Source organism: Actinomadura hibisca NBRC 15177, assembly GCF_001552635.1.
GTDB classification, from domain to species: domain Bacteria; phylum Actinomycetota; class Actinomycetes; order Streptosporangiales; family Streptosporangiaceae; genus Spirillospora; species Spirillospora hibisca.
In genome coordinates this window covers 33126-53249 of sequence record NZ_BCRO01000074.1, presented here as the reverse complement: position 1 = coordinate 53249, position 20124 = coordinate 33126, and the positions used below count along the sequence as shown (strand labels likewise).

The 20124-nt window shown below is 72.6% G+C and carries 21 protein-coding genes; 15 read left to right on the top strand and 6 right to left on the bottom strand.

What is annotated here, in order from left to right; all coding sequences use genetic code 11:
* The first annotated feature begins 639 nt into the window (after window positions 1-639).
* The 3 genes from rplM to glmM all read left to right on the top strand — a co-directional run bounded on the left by rplM (window position 640) and on the right by glmM (window position 3282).
* Window positions 640-1092, top strand: a complete 453-nt coding sequence (rplM, locus tag AH6_RS30410) for a 50S ribosomal protein L13 (RefSeq protein WP_067486820.1) — start codon at window positions 640-642, stop codon at window positions 1090-1092.
* 137 nt (window positions 1093-1229) lie between these two features.
* Window positions 1230-1748: a 30S ribosomal protein S9 gene (rpsI, locus tag AH6_RS30405; protein ID WP_067486817.1), complete on the top strand. Its 519-nt coding sequence runs from the start codon at window positions 1230-1232 to the stop codon at window positions 1746-1748.
* A gap of 196 nt (window positions 1749-1944) precedes the next feature.
* The gene (glmM, locus tag AH6_RS30400; RefSeq protein ID WP_067486814.1) at window positions 1945-3282 is read left to right on the top strand and encodes a phosphoglucosamine mutase; all 1338 of its coding nucleotides are present in this window, start codon (window positions 1945-1947) and stop codon (window positions 3280-3282) included.
* Here glmM and AH6_RS30395 read toward each other — a convergent pair.
* The gene (locus tag AH6_RS30395) at window positions 3279-3596 is read right to left on the bottom strand and encodes a hypothetical protein (protein WP_218005967.1); all 318 of its coding nucleotides are present in this window, start codon (window positions 3594-3596) and stop codon (window positions 3279-3281) included. The two genes, glmM and AH6_RS30395, sit on opposite strands and share 4 nt — an antisense overlap.
* A 30-nt stretch (window positions 3597-3626) precedes the next feature.
* Window positions 3627-4298, bottom strand: a complete 672-nt coding sequence (locus AH6_RS30390; protein WP_067486812.1) for an HNH endonuclease family protein — start codon at window positions 4296-4298, stop codon at window positions 3627-3629.
* A 167-nt stretch (window positions 4299-4465) separates the two neighbouring features.
* Here AH6_RS30390 and AH6_RS30385 point away from each other — a divergent pair, with 167 nt between their 5' ends.
* The 8 genes from AH6_RS30385 to AH6_RS30350 all read left to right on the top strand — a co-directional run bounded on the left by AH6_RS30385 (window position 4466) and on the right by AH6_RS30350 (window position 10616).
* Window positions 4466-5653, top strand: a complete 1188-nt coding sequence (locus AH6_RS30385) for a helix-turn-helix domain-containing protein (RefSeq protein WP_067486811.1) — start codon at window positions 4466-4468, stop codon at window positions 5651-5653.
* Between the two features lie 81 nt (window positions 5654-5734).
* Window positions 5735-5989, top strand: a complete 255-nt coding sequence (locus AH6_RS30380; protein WP_067486810.1) for a hypothetical protein — start codon at window positions 5735-5737, stop codon at window positions 5987-5989.
* Window positions 5986-6198, top strand: a complete 213-nt coding sequence (locus AH6_RS30375; protein WP_067486809.1) for a hypothetical protein — start codon at window positions 5986-5988, stop codon at window positions 6196-6198. Before AH6_RS30380 ends, AH6_RS30375 begins: the two co-directional genes overlap by 4 nt.
* Before the next feature lie 4 nt (window positions 6199-6202).
* Window positions 6203-7159, top strand: coding sequence for a DUF389 domain-containing protein (locus AH6_RS30370; protein WP_067486808.1), 957 nt, complete (start codon window positions 6203-6205; stop codon window positions 7157-7159).
* Window positions 7160-7199: 40 nt separating this feature from the next.
* On the top strand, window positions 7200-8120 hold the full coding sequence (locus tag AH6_RS30365) for an ABC transporter ATP-binding protein (RefSeq protein ID WP_157431818.1): 921 nt from the start codon (window positions 7200-7202) through the stop codon (window positions 8118-8120).
* Entirely contained in the window at window positions 8117-8995 is an 879-nt protein-coding gene (locus AH6_RS30360) for a hypothetical protein (protein WP_067486807.1), read from the top strand. Before AH6_RS30365 ends, AH6_RS30360 begins: the two co-directional genes overlap by 4 nt.
* The gene (locus AH6_RS30355) at window positions 8992-9903 is read left to right on the top strand and encodes an ABC transporter ATP-binding protein (RefSeq protein WP_067486806.1); all 912 of its coding nucleotides are present in this window, start codon (window positions 8992-8994) and stop codon (window positions 9901-9903) included. Before AH6_RS30360 ends, AH6_RS30355 begins: the two co-directional genes overlap by 4 nt.
* Window positions 9900-10616, top strand: coding sequence for an ABC transporter permease (locus tag AH6_RS30350; RefSeq protein ID WP_067486805.1), 717 nt, complete (start codon window positions 9900-9902; stop codon window positions 10614-10616). Before AH6_RS30355 ends, AH6_RS30350 begins: the two co-directional genes overlap by 4 nt.
* Here AH6_RS30350 and AH6_RS30345 read toward each other — a convergent pair.
* On the bottom strand, window positions 10549-11289 hold the full coding sequence (locus tag AH6_RS30345; protein WP_083983623.1) for an ABC transporter ATP-binding protein: 741 nt from the start codon (window positions 11287-11289) through the stop codon (window positions 10549-10551). The genes AH6_RS30350 and AH6_RS30345 overlap by 68 nt on opposite strands.
* Complete coding sequence (locus tag AH6_RS30340; protein ID WP_307190402.1) at window positions 11286-12392, bottom strand: ABC transporter permease; 1107 nt, start codon at window positions 12390-12392, stop codon at window positions 11286-11288. The genes AH6_RS30345 and AH6_RS30340 overlap by 4 nt, the downstream gene beginning before the upstream one ends.
* A gap of 110 nt (window positions 12393-12502) precedes the next feature.
* Between AH6_RS30340 and AH6_RS46150 the strand changes: the two genes are divergently transcribed.
* Both AH6_RS46150 and AH6_RS30330 read left to right on the top strand, forming a co-directional pair.
* Complete coding sequence (locus AH6_RS46150; RefSeq protein ID WP_067486804.1) at window positions 12503-13732, top strand: sensor histidine kinase; 1230 nt, start codon at window positions 12503-12505, stop codon at window positions 13730-13732.
* On the top strand, window positions 13729-14373 hold the full coding sequence (locus AH6_RS30330; protein ID WP_067486803.1) for a response regulator: 645 nt from the start codon (window positions 13729-13731) through the stop codon (window positions 14371-14373). Before AH6_RS46150 ends, AH6_RS30330 begins: the two co-directional genes overlap by 4 nt.
* Before the next feature lie 23 nt (window positions 14374-14396).
* Here AH6_RS30330 and AH6_RS30325 read toward each other — a convergent pair whose 3' ends face one another.
* Both AH6_RS30325 and coaA read right to left on the bottom strand, forming a co-directional pair.
* Window positions 14397-16109, bottom strand: coding sequence for a hypothetical protein (locus tag AH6_RS30325; protein ID WP_067486801.1), 1713 nt, complete (start codon window positions 16107-16109; stop codon window positions 14397-14399).
* Between the two features lie 73 nt (window positions 16110-16182).
* Window positions 16183-17121: a type I pantothenate kinase gene (coaA, locus tag AH6_RS30320; RefSeq protein ID WP_083983620.1), complete on the bottom strand. Its 939-nt coding sequence runs from the start codon at window positions 17119-17121 to the stop codon at window positions 16183-16185.
* A 122-nt stretch (window positions 17122-17243) separates the two neighbouring features.
* On the opposite strand from coaA, the gene glmS reads away from it, so the two are divergent.
* Window positions 17244-19088: a glutamine--fructose-6-phosphate transaminase (isomerizing) gene (gene glmS / locus AH6_RS30315; RefSeq protein WP_067486795.1), complete on the top strand. Its 1845-nt coding sequence runs from the start codon at window positions 17244-17246 to the stop codon at window positions 19086-19088.
* A gap of 93 nt (window positions 19089-19181) precedes the next feature.
* Complete coding sequence (locus AH6_RS30310; protein ID WP_067486792.1) at window positions 19182-20123, top strand: ABC transporter ATP-binding protein; 942 nt, start codon at window positions 19182-19184, stop codon at window positions 20121-20123.
* The last annotated feature ends 1 nt before the right edge of the window (window position 20124 follow it).

The following is a 20124-nucleotide window of genomic DNA, read 5'->3' as shown; positions in this document are numbered from 1 at the left end:
GCGGGACTGGCCGGGGCGTGGCTGGCCAGAGCGCGGCTGCCCGGGGCGGGGCTGCTCAGGGCGCGGCTGGCTGGAGCGCGGCTGCTCGGCGTGGGGCTGGCCCGGACGCGGCTGCTCGGATCGGGGCTGGTCGGGGTGCGGGCTCGTCCTCAGGGGGGCGGGCTTGCGGGGCTCGGGTCGGCGGGGAGTGGCCAACGAGACCTCCGAGGGGGGAGGGCCGGCGGGGGAGTCCGGCGGGGTTCCGGTCGGGCCGCACCTTATCCCTATATGCGCGAAAAGTCCGTCGGTCTGCGGGGTTGGTGGGGCGCGAGTGGCGTGTTTCGGGGGTACCGAATGCGGCAGGTCGGAAGTGGGCGAGGGGGTGTCTGCCTGCGCTTCTTCGGTGGGCCGGACGGAAGGAGGGCTCGGTGGGCATCGCTTCGCTTTGACCCGCACCCCTCCGACTGGGTATTCTGCGGGTTTGTTGTATGCGATGACGCCTGCCCTCTCGGGCGGCCGCGATCGCAGACCATCCGCCGGCGTGTTCCGATCAGCTCCACCGGGTCGGGAACCCGGCCTCCCGGAGCGCCAGGTCGGACCAGTCTCTGATCGGCGTGTACAGGAATCCGCTGAGTCGACAAGAAACGAAGGCCAACCACCGTGCGCACGTACACCCCTAAGCCCGCTGACGTACAGCGTCAGTGGTACGTCATCGACGCGACCGATGTCGTGCTGGGCCGGCTCGCCTCTCAGGTCGCACAGCTGCTTCGGGGTAAGCACAAGGCGATCTACGCGCCGCACCTCGACACCGGCGACTTCGTCGTGATCATCAACGCCGGCAAGGTGGCGCTGTCCGGCAACAAGCTGGAGCAGAAGCGCGCCTACCGGCACAGCGGCTACCCGGGCGGCCTCCGCTCGGTGGCCTACGGCGACCTGATGGCCAAGAACCCCGAGCGCGCCGTCGAGAAGGCGATCAAGGGCATGCTGCCCAAGAACTCCCTCGGCCGCCAGATGTTCGGCAAGGTCAAGGTCTACGCCGGTCCGGAGCACCCGCACCAGGCGCAGAAGCCGGTCCCGTTCGAGATCACCCAGATCAGCCAGATCAAGAAGTAGCACCGGCCCGGCTCCCCCGGGAGTCGAGCAGGCGAGCCCGGCGTGCGAGACGATCGTGCGCCGTCCCCAAACAGTGGCCGCCGGGGTGCCCGCGCAGCGGGTCCGCCTCCCCGGCTAGAAGACCTCATAGGAGAAGCGTGACCGAGTCCACCGGTACCGAGACGCCCGAGGGCGCCGAGATCGACTCGTACGAGGACGCCCCGTCCGAGTACTCCACCGAGACCCCCGAGACCGCCGGCGAGGGCGGGCTGCTCGGCCAGCCGGTCGCGACCGGCCCGGCCGCCGGCACCGGCCGCCGCAAGCAGGCCATCGCGCGGGTCCGGATCGTCCCCGGCTCCGGCCAGTGGACCATCAACGGCCGCACCCTGGACCAGTACTTCCCGAACAAGGTCCACCAGCAGATCGTGAACGAGCCGTTCGTGCTGCTGGGTCTGGAGAACCAGTTCGACGTCATGGTCCGCGTCGGCGGCGGCGGCACCACCGGCCAGGCCGGCGCGCTGCGCCTCGGCATCTCCCGGGCGCTGCAGTTCGCCAACATCGAGCACCGTCCCGCGCTGAAGAAGGCGGGCTTCCTGACCCGCGACGCGCGCGTGCCCGAGCGCAAGAAGGCCGGTCTGAAGAAGGCCCGCAAGGCGCCGCAGTACAGCAAGCGTTAATTCACCGGTACGAGCCGTCGCACCCCACGACGTTCCTGCGGCCGACCCCCCATGGTCGGCGGCATACGGGTGCGGCGGCTCGTCCGCGTTTTCAGGGCTTTGGCGCACTAGATTTGACCGTGCGGAGCGTTACCGGGGGCAGCGAGGCTCCGGTGGCGTCCGCGCGGTCTTTCGTTTTCCTCGGGAGTGTTGAACTGTGGGTCGTCTGTTCGGGACCGATGGCGTACGCGGGCTGGCCAACCGTGATCTGACCGCCGCGCTGGCGATGGACCTGTCGGTCGCCGCCGCGCGGGTGCTCGGCGAGGCCGGGGCCTTCAAGGGGCACCGGCCGGTGGCGGTGGTGGGGCGCGACCCGCGGGCGTCGGGGGAGTTCCTGGAGGCCGCGGTGGTGGCGGGGCTGGCGAGCGCGGGCGTGGACGTCCTCACGCTGGGGGTGCTGCCCACCCCGGCGGTCGCCTACCTGACCCACACGCTGGACGCCGACCTCGGCGTCATGTTGTCGGCCTCGCACAACCCCGCGCCGGACAACGGGATCAAGTTCTTCGACCGGAGCGGGCACAAGCTGCCCGACGACATCGAGGACCGGGTCGAGGCGACGCTCGGCACGCCGTGGGAGGCGCCGACGGGCGCGGGCGTCGGCCGGGTGCGGGACGCGCACGGGGCCGTCGAGCAGTACGTGGCGCACCTGCTGTCCACCGTGCCGGTGTCGCTGGACGGGCTGCGCGTGGTCGTGGACTGCGCGCACGGCGCGTCCGCCGACGTCGCGCCGGAGGCGCTGCGCCGGGCCGGAGCCGAGGTCATCACAATCGGGTGCGCGCCGGACGGGCTCAACATCAACTCCGGCGTCGGCTCCACCCACCTGGACGCGCTGAAGCAGGCCGTCCGCGAGCACGGCGCGGACGCGGGCATCGCCAACGACGGCGACGCCGACCGCTGCCTGGCCGTCACCGCCTCGGGCGAGGAGGTGGACGGCGACCAGATCATGGCGATCCTGGCGCTGGACCTGCACGAGTCGGGGCGGCTGGCGGCGGGCACCGTGGTGGCGACGGTGATGTCCAACCTCGGCTTCAAGATCGCCATGCGGGAGGCCGGGCTGACGGTGGTGGAGACCGCCGTCGGCGACCGGTACGTGCTGGAGGCCATGAAGGCGGGCGGCTTCAACTTCGGCGGCGAGCAGTCCGGCCACGTCATCATGCTGGACCACGCCACCACCGGCGACGGCGTGCTGACCGGCCTGCACCTGCTGGCCGCGATGGCGCGCCGCGGCCGTCCGCTGGACGAGCTGGCCAAGGCCATGACGCGGCTGCCGCAGGTGCTGATCAACGTCAGGGGCGTGGACAAGGCGAAGGCGACCGCCTCGCCCGAGCTGGCCGCCGCCGTCGAGACGGCCGAGGCCGAGCTGGGCGAGACCGGCCGCGTGCTGATCCGGCCGAGCGGCACCGAGCCGATGGTGCGGGTGATGGTGGAGGCGGCGTCCCAGGACCACGCGCAGCAGGTGGCCGAGCGCCTGGCCGAGGTGGTCCGGGGCGTCTAGCCCTCGGTGATCTCCAGCTTCCCGACCTTGAGGTGCCCGATCTCGACGGTGCCGGCCTCCAGGTGCTCCACCACGGCGCGCTTGACGACCAGCTTGCCGATCGCGAAGGCGCCGACGGCGATGGCGCCGAGCGCCATGGAGCCGAGGGCGAGGGAGCCGAACGCGTTGGCGGCGCGGAGGGTGATGCCGGTGGCCGATGCCCCGGTGGCCTCCGCGCCGGTCGCGCGGGCGCCCATGCCGCGCTTGATGTGGACCCGCTCGACGGGCTGTTCGTCCTGCTCGTCCGGTGCCGGGATGTTCTGCTCGCTGCTCATGGGATCACCCTATGCAGGGCGGGCCCGCCGTCAGCAGCGGACCAGGAAGTCCTGGAGGGCGTCGTGGTCGGAGCGGGTGACGGGCAGCTCGTACTCGTGGGCGACCGCGACGTACTTCACGGCGTAGGTGCACTGGAAGGCCTTCTGCGGCTTCCACTCGCCGGGGCCCTTGTCGCTCTTCTGGCGGTTCGGCACGCCCCAGACCGCGAGCAGGTTGTCGTGGTCGTTGGCGAACTGCTCGCGCCGGTCCTCGTTCCACCGGGAGGCCCCCATGCGCCAGGCGAGGGCGAGCGGGTAGACGTGGTCGATCTGGACCTCGGCGGCCTTGGACTTGGTGAAGTCGATCTTCTTGCCGCTGTAGGGGTCGTCCAGGTCGCCCGCCAGCACGATGCAGCGGCCCTGCTTGCGGGTCTGCTTGAGGTCCCGGCCGAGGACGTCGTTGCGCTGGTCGCAGCCGTTGTGGTCGACGTCCTTCCAGCGGGTGCCGAACTTGGCGCGGGCGTAGCCGCCGGACGCGCCCTCGCTGGCGATCTTGAGCCCGGACAGGTCCTTGCGGGCGGCGGTGACGCTGCGGTCGGCGGGCTTGGTGCCCTTCGCGACCGGACCGGAGCCGCCGCTCGGCCCGACGTTCTGCCCCTCGCAACCGGCCAGCGCGATGATCCCGACCGCCGCCACCGCCGTCATCCGTCGGACCCTTGGCATGAGCACACCCTCCCTGTACCTGGCCATCTATGCCCATTTTGGGGGGTTCAACCACTGTGCCGTTCCGGGGAGGACGAGGGACGGACCGTTCGCCTGTGGATAACCGATGTGATCAAGCTTCGTCTCGTAGCCTGGAAAGCGCGGTCCCTCAGGAGAGGCAGGATCCCATGCCGGATGAGGCTATCCAGGAACGTGTCGGCATCCGCGTGGCGCGAGCGCGCAAGCGGCGTGGCCTCACGCAGAACGGGCTGGCGCAGCGGGCGCGCTACTCCCGCTCGCACATCGCCCAGGTCGAGACCGGCGCAAAGGTGGCCACCCCCGCGTTCGTCGCCGCCATCGCCGCCGCGCTCGGTGTGGACCCCGCCGAGATCTACGGCCAGCCCTACCGGTCTCAGGGCCATGACGACGAGGTGCACGCGTCCATTCCCGAGTTCCGGCGCGTGCTGGCGTGCATGGACGCCGGTCCCGATCTCGCTGGTCCGCCCCGTTCGCTAGAAGAACTGGCGGCCGAGGTCGCCACCGCGCGGCAACTGCTGCACAAGGCGCAGCTGACCAAGCTGGGTGCGCGGCTGCCAAGTGTGCTGGAAGAGCTCACCTACTGGGCGTACGAGACCGACTCTCCCCGTGCGTGGGTGCTGCTGAGCAAGGCGCTCTACTCGGCGGTCGGTCTCGCGCGGCGGCTCGGCTACAGCGGGGACGCGCTCGCGCTGCTGGAACGCACGACCGAGGTCACCCGGCGGGCCGAGGATCCGCACCTTCCCGCACTGATGACGCTGGCGCGGGCACTACTGCTGCTGGGCATGAACGCCCCCGCGTCCGCGTTGACGCTGCTCGACCGGGCCGCCGGGCAGATCACGCCCGGCCGACCGGACTCGGGTGAGGTGGCGGGCGCGCTCGATCTGCGCTCGGCCATCGTCGCCAGCCGGGCCGGGGACGCCTCCCGTGGCTGGGACTACCTTGGTCGTGCGGCCGAGCGCATCAAGGCGGGCAAGGGCGGCGCCGACGTGCACGGGCTCCAGTTCACCGCGGCCAACGTCGCCATTCACGGCGCAGCCGTCGCGGTCGAATTGGGCGACCTGGACGAAGCGGCCCGCCGGGACCACGCCATCGGCGAGCGGACGTTGGACGCGCTTCCGCCTGAACGACGCGCGCACCACGAGATCGACATGTCCCGCGTGCACATCGAGACCGGCGCATACGACAAGGCGCTGGAACGTCTGGGAAGTGCTGACCGGACCGCACCCCAAATGACGCAGTTCCACCCCTCGGCGCGATCCGCCGTGGCGCACCTCGTGGACGTGCGCCGCTCACTTCCCGAGCCGCTGCGCAGACTCCAGCGGCGCATGGCCGTGTAGCCCGCCGACGGCCGCGAGACAACCGCGAGCGTGTCCCATCTTGGGACACCGCAAGGAGTGACACGCATGACGCTATGAGTCATGAACGCGAACCTTGATGACCCCGCTGCCGTGAAGGCGGAGTTGCGTGCCGAGTTTCCCGGGTGGTCGATCATCCACACCGATCGGGGGCGCTGGTGGGCCACGCGCGGGCCGCTTCCTCGCGACCAGGCCAGCCGGATCGCCGACGTGGAGGCCGACACCCCCGAGCAGCTCCGCGCTCGCCTCCAGGCCGTGGTCGACGCCGGGGACGCCTGGCAGCTCGCGGCGCACCTGCGGAAAGGGGCGCAGCCGTGAGCGACGACGACCTCACCCCCGACCAGCGGCGGCACCTCCTGCGCAAGGCCGCCGCCTTTGAGGCGCTCATGCTGAACCTGCCGACCGCCGCACACCCCTTCCGCGGTGATCCTGAAGTCGTGCGGCGGGCGCAGGAGGTGCTCGCCGAGCCCATGCCCGGAACGGGCGAAGACGGGCCGGACGAACGTCCGGCGGATACGGCACCATGAGGGCGTGCTGCATCTCAGAGCGATCGTCCCGGCGGACCGCACCGACGCCGTCTGCCGCGTGCTCGCCGACGCCCCCGGCGCCACCAACCTCGTGGTGGTCCCCGGCGCGGCCCGGTCGCCGCACGGCGATCTCGTGACCGCCGACGTGGCGCGCGAGGCCGTCAACGAGATCCTGGACGCGTTCAAGCGCCTCGACCTGCCCCGCGACGGCTCGGTCACCATGGAGCGCCTCGACCTGTCGCTCTCGCAGGGCTCCGACCTCGCCGAGAAGGCCGCGCCCGGCTACGAGGACGACGCCGTCGTCTGGGAGGAGCTCGACCGGCGCACCACCGACGACAGCCGCCTGTCGTGGGCGTTCCTGGTCTTCCTCGCGCTCGCCACCCAGCTCGCCGGGATCGCCGCCCTCACCGACTCCCCGATCCTGGTCGTCGGCGCGATGGTCGTCGGGCCGGAGTTCGGCGCGGTCGCGGCGGTCTGTTACGGGATCTTCCGCTGGAACCCGGGCCGGATCGGGGCGGCGCTGCGCACGCTCGCGATCGGGTTCCTGGTGGCGATCGCGGTGACCTACGCGTGCGCCCTGGTCAGCCGGTGGATCGGCGTCATCGACACCGCCGAGCTGCCCCGCGACCGGCCGATGACCGACTTCATCTACAGCCCGGACCGCTGGTCGTTCATCGTCGCGCTGCTGGCGGGCGCGGCCGGGGTCCTGTCGCTGACGGCGGGCAAGTCGGCGGCGCTGGTCGGGGTGTTCATCTCGGTCACCACCGTCCCGGCCGCGGGCAACCTGGCGGTGGCGCTGGCGCTCAAGCACCGCAGCGAGATCGACGGGTCGTTGCTCCAGCTCGCCGTGAACCTCGCCGGCATGGTGATCGCCGGGGTCGTGGTGCTGTTCGTCCAGCACCGCGTGTGGCAGCTCGTCCTGCGCCGGTGGGGGAGAAGTCCGGGCCGGATTCGGCCATAAGGCTGAGGTGGCGGCGCGGCGCGGCCACTAGGTTCGAGACATGCCGATCATCGCTGCCCAGGGGCTGACGATGAGGTTCCCCCGCGTCACCGCGCTGGACGACCTCACCGTGGCCGTGGAGCCGGGCGTCGTGGGCCTGGTCGGGGCCAACGGCGCCGGCAAGTCCACCCTCATCAAGATCCTGCTGGGACTGCTGCCCCCCACCTCCGGGCAGGCCCAGGTGCTGGGCCTGGACATCGCGCGGGAGGGGGCGCGCATCCGCGAGCGGGTCGGGTTCATGCCCGAGTACGAGGCGCTGCCGCCGGACGTGTCGGCCACCGAGTTCGTGGTGCACATGGCCCGCATGTCCGGGCTGCCGCCGACCGCCGCCCGCGAGCGCGCCGCCGACACCCTGCGCCACGTCGGCCTCTACGAGGAGCGCTACCGGCCGATCGGCGGCTACTCCACCGGCATGCGGCAGCGCGTCAAGCTCGCCCAGGCCCTGGTGCACGACCCCGAGCTCGTCTTTCTCGACGAGCCCACCAACGGCCTGGACCCCGCCGGGCGCGACGAGATGCTCGGCCTGATCCGCCGCATCGGCGCCGAGTTCGGCATCAGCGTGCTGGTCACCTCCCACCTGCTGGGCGAGCTGGAGCGCATCTGCGACCACGTCGTGATCATCGACGGCGGGAGGCTGCTGCGCTCGCAGGAGGTGGCGGCCTACACCGCCGCGAGCGGCGCGCTCACCGTCGAGGTCGAGGAGGGCCGCGACCTGCTCGGACAACACCTGCACGACCAGGGCGTCGCGGTGCGGCCCGAGGGCCGGTTCCTCGTGATCGAGATCGCCGGCGAGCAGACCTACGACCTGGTGCGCGACGGCGTCGCCGACCTCGGGCTGCGGCTGATCCGGCTGGAGCAGCGCCGCCACCACATCGAAGAGGTCTTCGCCGCCGGTCCCGCCCCGCAGGGGGTGACCCGATGACCACCAGCGCCATCCACGACATCGGCTACCGGCACTACGACGGCCGCCGCCTCGGCCGCGCCTACGTGCTGCGCTCGTTGTTCGTGCACAACCTGCGCGCCGCCTTCGGCCTCGGCCGCCCGGCGCGCGCCAAGGTCATGCCGTTCCTGCTGGCGGCGATCATGATGTTGCCCGCGGTCGGCAGCATCGCGGCCGTCGCGCTCACCAAGCAGCCCGAGGCGCTGATCCGCTACTCCTCCTACGCGCCGCTCCTGCAGATCGTCATCGCGATCTTCCTGGCCACCCAGTCACCGGTGCTGGCCTCCCGGGAGCTGCGCTTCCACGTGGTGCCGATGTACTTCTCCCGGCCGGTCGGGCACCTGGACTTCGTGCTGGCCAAGCTCGCGGCGCTGGCGACCGCGCTGCTGGCGCTGATGGCGGTGCCGGTCACGCTGCTGTACGTCGGCGGCCTGGTCACCAGGGTGCCCGGTCCGCGCGACCAGCTGCTGCACTACCTCGGCGGGCTGGTCGGCTGCGTGCTGTTCGCGCTGGTGCTGGCGTCGATCGGGCTGGTGATCGCGGCGTTCACGCCGCGCCGCGGGTTCGGGGTCGCGGCCGTCATCGCGGTCTACATGCTCTCCAGCGCCGTCGTGGTGATCATCCAGGAGCTGGCGGAGGCGCAGACCAACTTCGCGCTGGCCGGCTGGGTGGGGCTGGCGACGCCGTTCAACCTGGTGGACATCGTCCAGGTGCGGCTGCTGGGCACCGAAGCGGCCTCGCGCGCGCAGCCGCCGGGCGTCACCGGGGGCGTGGTGGCGCTGGCGGTCTGCGCGGCGCTGGTCGCGGGCGCGACCGCCGTCCTGTACGCGCGGTTCCGGAAGGCGGGCCTGTCATGAGCACGATGCAGCTGGCGAACGTGTCGCGCTGGTACGGCAACGTCGTCGCCGTCAACGGCGTGACGATGGACATCGGCCCCGGCGTCACCGGCCTGCTGGGCCCCAACGGCGCGGGCAAGTCCACCCTCATCCACATGATGGGCGGCTTCCTGGCCCCCTCCTCCGGCACCGTGACGCTGGACGGCGCGCAGGTCTGGCAGAACCCCGACGTCTACCGGACCCTCGGCCTGGTGCCCGAACGCGAGAGCGCCTACGACTTCCTCACCGGCCGCCAGTTCATCCTGGCCATGGCCAAGCTCCACAAGCTGCCCGACCCGGGCGCGGCCGCGCAGCGCGCCATCGACCGCGTCGAGATGGAGTACGCCGCCGACCGCACGATCGGCAACTACTCCAAGGGCATGAAGCAGCGCATCAAGATGGCCTCGGCGCTGGTCCACGACCCGGCGATGTTGCTGCTGGACGAACCCTTCAACGGCATGGACCCGCGCCAGCGCCTCCAGCTGATGGACCTGATCCGGCAGATGGCCGCCGAGGGCCGCACGATCCTGTTCAGCTCCCACATCCTGGAGGAGGTGGAGCGGCTGGCCAGCCACATCGAGGTGATCGTGGCGGGCCGGCACGCGGCCTCCGGCGACTTCCGCGAGATCCGGCGGCTGATGACCGACCGGCCGCACCGCTTCCTGGTGCGCTCGGGCGACGACCGCGCGCTCGCCGCCGCGATCATCGCCGACGGCTCGGCGCGCAGCGTGAACCTGACCCCCAAGGGCGTGGAGATCGAGGCCACCGACTTCCAGCGCTTCACCTGGCTGCTGCCGCAGGTCGCCAAGCAGTCGGGCGTGCGCCTGTGGGAGGTCGCCCCCTCCGACGAGTCCCTCGAAAGCGTCTTCTCCTACCTGGTGGAACGATGAACCCCACGATCGCGATGATCACGTTCCGCGCCATGCTGGGGCGGCGGCGCGCGTTGTTGCTGCTCGGGCTGCCGCTGCTGCTGCTGGCGCTGGCGGCGGGCCTGCGGATGACCGGCACCAACGACCTGGAGATCTCCACGGTGGTGCTCCAGCGCTTCGGCATCGCCACGCTGCTGCCGCTGCTGGCGCTGATCGCCGGGACCGGCGTGCTCGCCCCGGAGATCGACGACGGCCAGATCATGTACGTGCTGACCAAGCCGATCCCGCGCCAGGTGATCGTGCTGACCAAGCTGGCGGTCGCGATCGTGCTGGTGACGTTGTTCGCGGTGCTGCCGGCGTTCCTGGCCGGGTTGGTGCTGACCGGCATGACCGCGCAGGTCACGCCCGCCTTCACCGTCGGGATGCTGGTGGGCGGCATCGCCTACAGCGCGCTGTTCGTGGCGCTGGCGGTGATCAGCCGCAACGCCGTCACCATCGGCCTGCTGTACGCGCTGGTGTGGGAGACGCTGCTCGGCAACTTCGCGCCGGGCGCCAAGTCGGCGTCGGTGCAGCAGTGGGCGCTGTCGGTGGCCGACGCGCTGACCGACGCCTCGACGGTGCGTTCCACGGTGGACCTGCCGGTCGCGCTGGTGCTGCTGGCGCTGGTCACCGCGATCGGGACGGCGCTGGCGGTGGTACGGCTGCGCTCGTTGTCGGTCGCCAGCGCGGAGTGACCTCCTCCGGCGTCAGCCGCCCGTCGGACATCGCGTAGACGCGGTCCACCGAGCCGAGCTGGGCCAGGTCGTGGGTGACCATGACGGTGGCCAGGCCGCGTTCGCGGGTGAGGCGGGCCAGCAGGCCCACGATCCGCGCGCCGCGCTCGTGGTCCAGGGCGCTGGTCGGCTCGTCCACCAGCATGACCTCGGGCCCGTTCATCAGGGCGCGGGCGATGTTGACGCGCTGGCGCTGGCCGCCCGACAACTGGTGGGGGCGCTTGTGCGCCTGGTCGGACAGGTCCACCGCCGCCAGCAGCTCGCGGGCGCGCGGCTCGGCCGCGCGCGGGGAGCGGCCCGCCAGGTGCGCCATCACCAGGAGCTGGTCCAGGGCGGTGAGGGAGGCGGGCAGGTTGGGCTGCTGGAACACGATGCCGATGTGGTCGCGGCGCAGCCGGGCTCGCTCGCGGGGGCTCAGCCGCGTCACCTCGTGCCCGGCGATCTCGGCGGTGCCCGAGGCGGGCGTGACGAGGGTGGCGGCGACCGCCAGCAGGCTGGACTTGCCCGAGCCGGACGGCCCGGTGACGGCGGTGAACTCGCCCGCGTCGACGGCCAGGTCCACCCGGTCGAGCGCGGTGAGGGTCTGCTCACCATCGGGGTAGGTCAGGGTGATGTCGGTGAGGCGCAGCGTCATTGCGAGGCTCCCAGGGCGGTCAGCGGGTCGACGGAGGTGATCTTGCGGATGGCCAGCGCGGCTCCGGCGGCGCCGAGCAGGATCATGACGGCGACGGGCAGCACGGTCGTCGCCGCCGACAGCACGAACGGCACGCTCCCCTCGGCGAGCAGCCCGGCCGCCGCGCCGATCGCGCCGCCCAGCCCGGCTCCGATCAGCAGCATGACCACCGCCTGCGCGAGGGCGTCGCGCAGCAGGTAGCCGGTGCTCGCGCCGAGCGCCTTGAGCACGGCCACGTCGGGGCGGCGCTGGATCGTCCAGACGGTGAAGAACGCGCCGATGACCAGCGCCGAGATCGCGAACAGGAAGCCGCGCATGAGCTGGAGCGACCCGTTCTCCGAGGAGTAGGACGCGATGGCGGAGGGCGCGTCGTCGCGGGCCATGGTGGTGGTGCCCAGGTCCGCGTCGGCCTTGGCGACCGCGCCGTCGGACGCGTCGCCGGTCAGGGCCAGGACGGTGGCGGCGGTGCCGCGCTGCGGGGCGGTCGCCCGCCAGTCGGCGATGGAGATCCACGCGACCGGGGCGTGGCTGAAGGAGGACGCGGCGCCGGTCCCGGCGACGGTGAGGTCGCGTCCGGCGAACCGCACCCGGTCGCCGGGCTTGAGGCCGCTGTCCTCGGCGAGCGCCTTCGACAGCAGGACCCGTCCGGCGGCGACCTCTCCGCCGGTGTCCCGGGCGAGCGCCCCGTCCGGCCGGACGCCGAGGACGGCGGCCGACGCGCCGCGCTCGCCGTGGGTGAGCCGTCCCATGGTGACGCCGAGCGGTTCGGGGGCCGCGCCGGGGACCTGGTCCCAGGCACGTTCCGTCTGCTCGGTGATCCGGCTGTCGGAGAAGGAGATCTTGCCGTCGCCGGAGAAGACCACGCGGCCCGCCGGCAGGTCGGTGACGGCCGAGATGTTGTCGCGGGCCAGCCCGGCGGTCAGCCCCGACAGCAGCGTCACCAGCAGGGTGATCAGCAGGACGACCGCGCCCATCAGCGCGAAGCGGCCCTTGGCGAACCGCAGGTCCCGGAGCGCCACGAACACGGCGCACCCCCGTTCTTCCAGGTCGGTTTCTTCGGACACCTCCAGCCTGTGCGGCGCGCCCCACCCGGCGCATCGTGCGGGAGAGCTGCGGAAATCAACCTTTTGTACGACCCTTTCGCCCGCGCCCCGCGATTACGCTGTGTGACGAGATGAGTGATGATCCGTTCTTTCCCGCCGTGCGGCTGCTCGGCTGGGCCGTGCACGGCACCTTCGCGGTGCTGCTGGTGATCGCCGTGGTCCAGACGGCGGGCCAGGGCCGCGCCGGGGCGGCCGCCGGTGGCGTGGCGCTCGGGCTGCTGTACGCCGCCGGTGTCGCCGTGCAGCAGCGCGTGCTCCGCAAGGGCGCGAACCCGCACGCCGCCGGGGTCGTGGTCCCGCACGCCGTGGGGGCCGTGCCCGCGCTGGCGTGGTGCTGGCTGGCGCTGGTCGCGGCGTTGTGGGGCGTCCTGGCCTTCACCGCGCCGCAGATGGTGTGGCTGGCGTTCCCGCTGTTCTTCGTCTGCCACTACCTGCTGCCGTGGCGGGCGGCGCTCCCGGCCGTGGCCGTGCTGACGGTCACGGCGATCGCCGCCTCGGTCCGGCACGCCGGGCCGTTCACCCTCGCCCAGGTCCTGGGCCCCAGCATCGGCGCGGCGGTCGCGACCCTCATGGCGCTGGCCTACCAGGCGCTGCACCGCGAGAGCGAGCGCCGCCGGATGCTTATCGACGACCTGGTCCGCACCCGCGAGCAGCTCGTGCTGGCCGAACGCGACGGGGCCCGCCTCGCCGAGCGCGAGCGCCTCGCCCGCGAGATCCACGACACCCTCGCCCAGGGCATGTCCAGCATCATCCTGCTGCTCCGCGCCGCCCGCCGCGACCTGGACGACCACCGCGAGGCCGCCGAGGAACGGCTCCGCGAGGCCGAGCAGGCCGCCGCCGAGAACCTGGAAGAAGCGCGCCACTTCGTCCGCGCCCTCACCGCCCCGGCGCTGGAACGCTCCTCGCTGGCCGACGCGCTGCGCAGCGTCACCGAGGCGACGTCGGCGCGGACGGCGACGCACGTGCGGTTCGAGGTGTCCGGGACGCCCCGGGCACTTCCCCCTGACCACGACCTGGCCCTGCTGCGCATCGCGCAGGGGGCGCTGGGCAACATCGGCAGGCACGCCAACGCCCGCAACGCGGGAGTCACGCTGACCTACCTGGACGACGCCGTGATGCTGGACGTCTACGACGACGGCGCGGGCTTCGATCCCGCCGCCCGGACCGGCGGCGACGGCACCGGCTACGGGCTGCGCGCCATGCGCGACCGCGCCCGCGCCCTCGGCGGCGACCTCACCGTGGAGTCCGCGCCCGGCGACGGCACGGCGGTGGTGGCGACCCTGCCCCTGGAGGACGAATGACGAGTACGCCGCCGATCCGCATCCTGCTGATCGACGACCATCCCGTAGTGCGGTCGGGCCTGCGGGCGCTGCTGGCCGACCAGCCCGACTTCGAGCTGGTCGGCGAGGCCGCCACCGGCGAGGAAGGGGTCGCGCAGGCACGGGCGCTGCGTCCCGACGTGGTGCTGATGGACCTGCGGCTGGGGTCGGGGATCAACGGCGCCGAGGCGACCCGGCACATCCTGGCCGCCGGGCCGGACGCGCCGCGCGTGCTGGTGCTGACCACCTTCGACACCGACGCCGACATCGTGGCCGCCATCGACGCCGGGGCCACCGGCTACCTGCTGAAGGACGCCCCGGCCACCGACCTGCACGCCGCGATCCGCGCGGCCGCCGCCGGGGACAGCGCGCTCGCGCCCAGCGTCGCGTCCCGCCTGCTCGACCGGATGCGCCCCCAGGCCGCGACGCTGACACCACGCGAGCTGGAGGTGCTGCGCCTGGTCGCGGAAGGAATGTCCAACCGGCAGATCAGCAAGAAGTTGTTCCTGAGCGAGACCACGATCAAGACGCACCTGGTGCACATCTACGCGAAGCTGGACGTGGACTCCCGCACCGCCGCCGTAGCGACCGCAACCCGCCGCGGCCTCATCCGCCCGGAGTGAGCCCCACCCGACCTACGACGGTGTCAAGCCGGGCCCAGGAGGGTGCGGTCGCCGTCCGGTTCCACTGCCACCACCTGCGCCACCGGTAGTTCGCGCACGTCCTGCGCTTCGGGGTGGCGTACTGCCGGGCCTGGCACCGTCAGCAGCGGGTCAGGGCCTCGTGCTCGGTGTGTGCCCAGGTCTCCGACCACGCGTAGTTCGGTCACGCCCGGTCCGCCCGCCGCGACCAGGTGCCAGCGGCGTGGTGAGCGCCACCACACCGCCGCCGCCCTCGTGTTCCCGTCGGACGCGTAGTCGCCGTTCGTGCCGCCCCGCTCCGACAGCGCGCGCCCGTCCGGGCCCACCAGCGCCGCCGTGCCCGGCGCGCCCCACGGCACGGACGTGTCGATGGTCAGCAGCCACGCCTGGCCCCCGCCGTCCGGCAGCCCGCCCTGCCATAGCCGCCCGATCCGCAGGTCGCCGGTGTCGGCCAGCGACGCCACCGACTCGCAGGCCGCCGCGCGCAGCGCCGCCCACTGGCCCCGGACGTCGCGCGCCAGGTCGCCCCGGAACCACACCCGGGAGGTGGGCGAGCCCGCGGTCCGCGCGGCCAGTTGCAGGAGCGGGCGCGGCCAGCCTCCGGTGGCGGGCCGGTGCGTCATCGTGAACACCAGGTAGTTCTGGCAGCGCGGCCCGATCCACGACCACGGCACCGGGTCGCTCAGCCCGTCGTGCACCGGCACCGGAAGCCAGCGCGGCGCAATGTCGGACGGGCGGGCCACCCGCACGCCGGTCAGCCACGGCGGGGCCAGGAACCGCGACGTCGAGCCCAGCATGACGAGACGGGCGGCGGAACCGGCCGACCGGTTCAGCGACTCCACCCCGCGCGACAACCGCCGCTCGTAGTAGTCGGCGATCATGGGCGCGTTGCGGTAGCCGGGGGAGTCGCGCAGCACCACCACCGTCGCGCCGTCCACCCGCCCGGCGTACAGCACGGCGATCGTGCCGACCGGCGGCTCGCGGCGGTCGCGCCGCCACGCGTCGGCGGCCCGGCGCAGCAGCGCGGCGTCGCCGCTCAGCGGGCCCCGCGTCGGCCACTGCTCCAGCTGGGGCGTGGACGTGCGCCGCCACGCGCTCCCGTTGACCACCAGCGGGTCGCCGGACGGGGCGTCGCGTTGCTGGAGGTAGCCCGTCGCGCCGACGGCCAGGAAGATCGCCAGGCCCGCCGCCACGACGCTGCGACGCGGCGGCAGTGGTGGCCGCACCCGCACCAGGGTGGGGTCGAAGGCGAGCAGTTCGGCCCGCTGCCCGGACGTGCCCTCGCCGGACGCCGTGCCCAACGACGCCAGGGCGCGGTCTACCTGGTCGATGCCCAGCATCATGTGTTCGCCCAGCTCAGCGGCCGTTTCCGGTGGGGTCAGCCCCTCCAGGCGGCACAGCAGGCACACCAGGCGCTCATGGAGCGACGCCTCGCGCAGCGCCTTCCGCGTCGGCCCTGCGGCACCGGGCATCGGCTCGCCCAGCAGCCGGTGCGGACGCAGCAGGGGAGAAGGCGGTCCGGTCAGCAGTTCCGCGCACAACGCCCGGCGCAACGCCGCGTACGACGAGCCCGCCTTCCCGGCCGCCCGCCGCACCGCCCGGCGCGCTTGGGCCAGCAGGACGCCCGGAGCGGTGTCGCCGTCGTCCAGCGTCAGGTACGCGAACCTGACCAGATCGACATGGCGCTCGCGCAACAACCGCCGAACCGTCTCGCGCACCTGGCCACCTCACACAGGCCACCTCACACGGGTCACCCGCATTGTGCGCCGCCCCGGCAGGCCCTGAACAGCCTTAGATCCGGCGCAACCGCACCCGCTGCACGCTGTGGTCGCGGCCCTTGTGCAGCACCAGCGTCGCCCGCGCCCGCGTCGGCAGGATGTTGGACACCAGGTTGATCTCGTTGATGTCGCGCCACACCCGCTGCGCGAACGCCGCCGCCTCGTCCTCGTCGAGCTGGGCGTAGCGGTGGAAGTAGGAGCGCGGGTCGGTGAAGGCGGTGCGGCGCAGCGCGAACAGCCGCTCCACGTACCACTGCCGGATGTCCTCCACCCGCGCGTCCACGTAGATCGAGAAGTCGAAGAAGTCGGAGACGCCGAGCGTGCCCGCGGGCGGGGCCTGGAGCACGTTCAGCCCCTCGACGATCAGGATGTCGGGCCGCCGCACCGTCTGCCGCGCGCCCGGCACGACGTCGTACTCCAGGTGCGAGTACACCGGGATCTCGTACTCGGCCGCGCCCGCCTTGATCGACGACACGAACCGCACCAGCGCCCGCCGGTCGTAGGACTCGGGGAAGCCCTTGCGGTCCATCAGCCCGCGCTCGGCCAGCACCGCGTTGGGGTACAGGAAGCTGTCGGTGGTGACCAGTTCCACACTGGGGTGCTCGGGCGAGCGCGCCAGCAGCGTCCGCAGCAGCCGCGAGGTGGTGGACTTGCCGACCGCCACGCTGCCCGCCACGCCGATGATGAACGGCGTGGGTTGCACCGGCTCGCCCAGGAACCCGCTGACGGTGTCGCGCAGCCCGCCGTCGGACAGGAAGAACAGGTTCAGCAGGCGCGACAGCGGCAGGTAGACCTCCTCGACCTCGGTGATGTCGATCGGGTCCTTCAGGCCGCGCAGCGCGTCCAGCTCGCCGGAGGTCAGGGGGAGCGGGGTGTTCTCGCGGAGCGCCCGCCAGGCATCGCGGGAGAGTTCCACGTAAGGGCTCGGCACGCTGTCCCATCCGCTCGTCATGCTGTGAACAGTAGCCATCGGGTAGGACGGCCCCGGCGTTTCACCGGCGGTCCACGCTATAGCCACGCGTCCACGGCACGTGCAGGTAGGTCCGGGTGGCGAGAACGAATAGGCTGCTCGCCATGTGCGGAATCGTGGGTTACGTCGGCGCGAGGCCGGCGCTGGACGTCGTGGTCGAAGGACTGGCGCGGCTGGAGTACCGCGGGTACGACTCGGCGGGCGTGGCGGTGCTGGCCGACGGGGAGCTGGCCACCGCCAAGCGCGCGGGCAAGCTCGTGAACCTGCGCGAGGCGCTGGCCGAGGAGCCGCCGCCCGCCGGGACGCTCGGCATGGGGCACACCCGCTGGGCCACCCACGGCGCGCCCAACGACCGCAACGCCCACCCGCACCTGGACTGCTCCGGGCGCGTCGCGGTGATCCACAACGGGATCATCGAGAACTTCGCGGCGTTGCGGAGCGAGCTGGAGGAGGGCGGCCACAAGCTGAACTCCGACACCGACACCGAGGCCGTCGCCCACCTGCTGGAGGACGAGCTGAAGCGCGGCGGCGACCTCGCCGCCGCGATGCGCCGCGTCTGCGGCCGGCTGGAGGGCGCGTTCACGCTGGTGGCGGTGCACACCGGCGACCCCGACCTGGTGGTGGGCGCGCGCCGCAACTCGCCGCTGGTGGTCGGCGTCGGGGACGGCGAGAACTTCCTGGCCAGCGACGTGGCCGCGTTCATCGCCCACACCCGCGACGCCATCGAGCTGGGCCAGGACCAGGTGGTGGAGCTGCGCCGCGACGGCGTGACCGTCACCGACTTCGACGGCCGCCCCGCCGAGGTGAAGGAGTACCACGTCGACTGGGACGTGTCGGCCGCCGAGAAGGGCGGCTACGACTACTTCATGCTCAAGGAGATCGCCGAGCAGCCGCGCGCGGTCGCCGACACCCTGCTCGGCCGGATCGGCGCCGACGGCCGGCTGTCGCTGGACGAGATGCGCATCACCGACCAGGAGCTGCGCGAGGTCGACAAGATCATCATCGTGGCGTGCGGCACCTCCTACCACGCCGGGCTGATCGCCAAGTACGCCATCGAGCACTGGGCCGGGCTGCCCTGCGAGGTGGAGCTGGCCAGCGAGTTCCGCTACCGCGACCCGATCCTGTCGCGCTCCACGCTGGTCATCGCGATCTCCCAGTCGGGCGAGACGATGGACGCGCTGATGGCCGTCCGGCACGCCCGCCAGCAGCACGCCAAGCTGCTCGGCATCTGCAACGTCAACGGCTCCACGCTGCCCCGCGAGTGCGACGGGGTGCTCTACACCCACGCCGGGCCCGAGATCGCGGTCGCCTCCACCAAGGCGTTCCTGACCCAGCTGGTCGCGGTCTACCTGATCGCCCTCTACATCGCGCAGGTGCGCGGCACCAAGTGGGGCGACGAGGTCTTCGCCATGATCCAGCTCCTGGAGCGCATGCCGGAGAAGGTGGACAAGGTCCTGGAGACCATGGAGCCGGTGCGCGAGCTGGCCCGGTCCCTGGCGAACGAGCGCAGCGTGCTGTTCCTGGGCCGCCACGTCGGCTTCCCGGTCGCCCTCGAAGGCGCGCTGAAGCTCAAGGAGCTGGCGTACATGCACGCCGAGGGCTTCGCGGCCGGCGAGCTGAAGCACGGCCCGATCGCGCTGATCGAGGAGGGGCTGCCGGTCATCGTGGTGGTGCCGCCGCGCGCCCGCGACGTGCTGCACGACAAGATCGTCTCCAACATCCAGGAGATCCGGGCCCGCGGCGCGCGCACCATCGTGATCGCCGAGGAGGGCGACGAGTCGGTCGCGCCCTACGCCGACACGCTGATCAGCGTCCCGGCCGTGCCGACGCTGCTCCAGCCGCTGGTCACCACGGTGCCGCTCCAGGTGTTCGCGTGCGAGCTGGCCACCGCCAAGGGGCACGACGTGGACCAGCCGCGCAACCTGGCCAAGTCCGTCACCGTCGAGTAGCCGCGGCCTGTTGATCACGGTCGCGTAACGGCGGGAACCGCCCGCCGCCCCCGCACGTCGCACCGGAATACGCCGGTGCGCGGGAGGTGGCGGGTGGACCGTCCGAGCAGTAGTGCTGAACACGGCGTCGAGGCGCGCGGCGTCACCCGCGCGTTCGGCACCGTCCCCGCCCTGCGGGGCATGGACATCACCGTCCCCTACGGGCAGGTCACCGCGCTGGTCGGCCCGAACGGCGCGGGCAAGACGACCCTGCTGCTGATCCTCGCGACGCTGCTGGCCCCCGACGCCGGGCACATCCGCGTCGCCGGGCACGACCTGCGCGCCGACCCCGAGGCCGCCCGCGTCCACCTCGGCTGGATGCCGGACGTGTTCGGCGTCTACGACCAGCTCACCGTGGACGAGTACCTGGCGTTCTTCGCCGACGCCTACCGGCTGCCCGCCGCCGAGCGCCCCCGCCGCATCCGGGCGCTGCTGGCGCTGGTCCACCTGGAGGAGTACCTCGGGCAGCCGGTGCACGTGTTGTCGCGCGGGCAGAAGCAGCGGCTGGGCGTGGCGCGCTCGCTCATCCACAAGCCGCGCGTGTTGCTGCTGGACGAGCCCGCCTCGGGCCTGGACCCGCGCTCGCGCGTCGAGCTGCGCGACCTGCTGCGCTCGCTGGCGGCCGAGGGCGTGGCGGTGCTGGTGTCCAGCCACGTGCTCGGCGAGCTGGAGGAGATGGCCGACCGGGTCGTGCTGGTCGACCACGGCCGGACCGTCGGCGAGCACCGCATGGGCGACCTGGCGGGCGCCGCCCGCCCGCGCTGGCGCGTCCGCGCCCTGGACCCCGGGGGCCTCGCCGCCGCCCTCGACGGCCGCCCCGAGGTGGGGGAGGTCAGCGAGCTGCCCGGTGGTTGCGAGCTGGGCCCGCTGACCGAGGCGCAGGCGGCGGGGCTGCTGGCCGACCTGGTCGCCCGCAAGGTGCCGGTGGTGGAGTTCGGTCCGGCCACCGGCGCGCTGGAGTCGGTGTACCTGGCGATGACCGAGAACCGCCGATGAG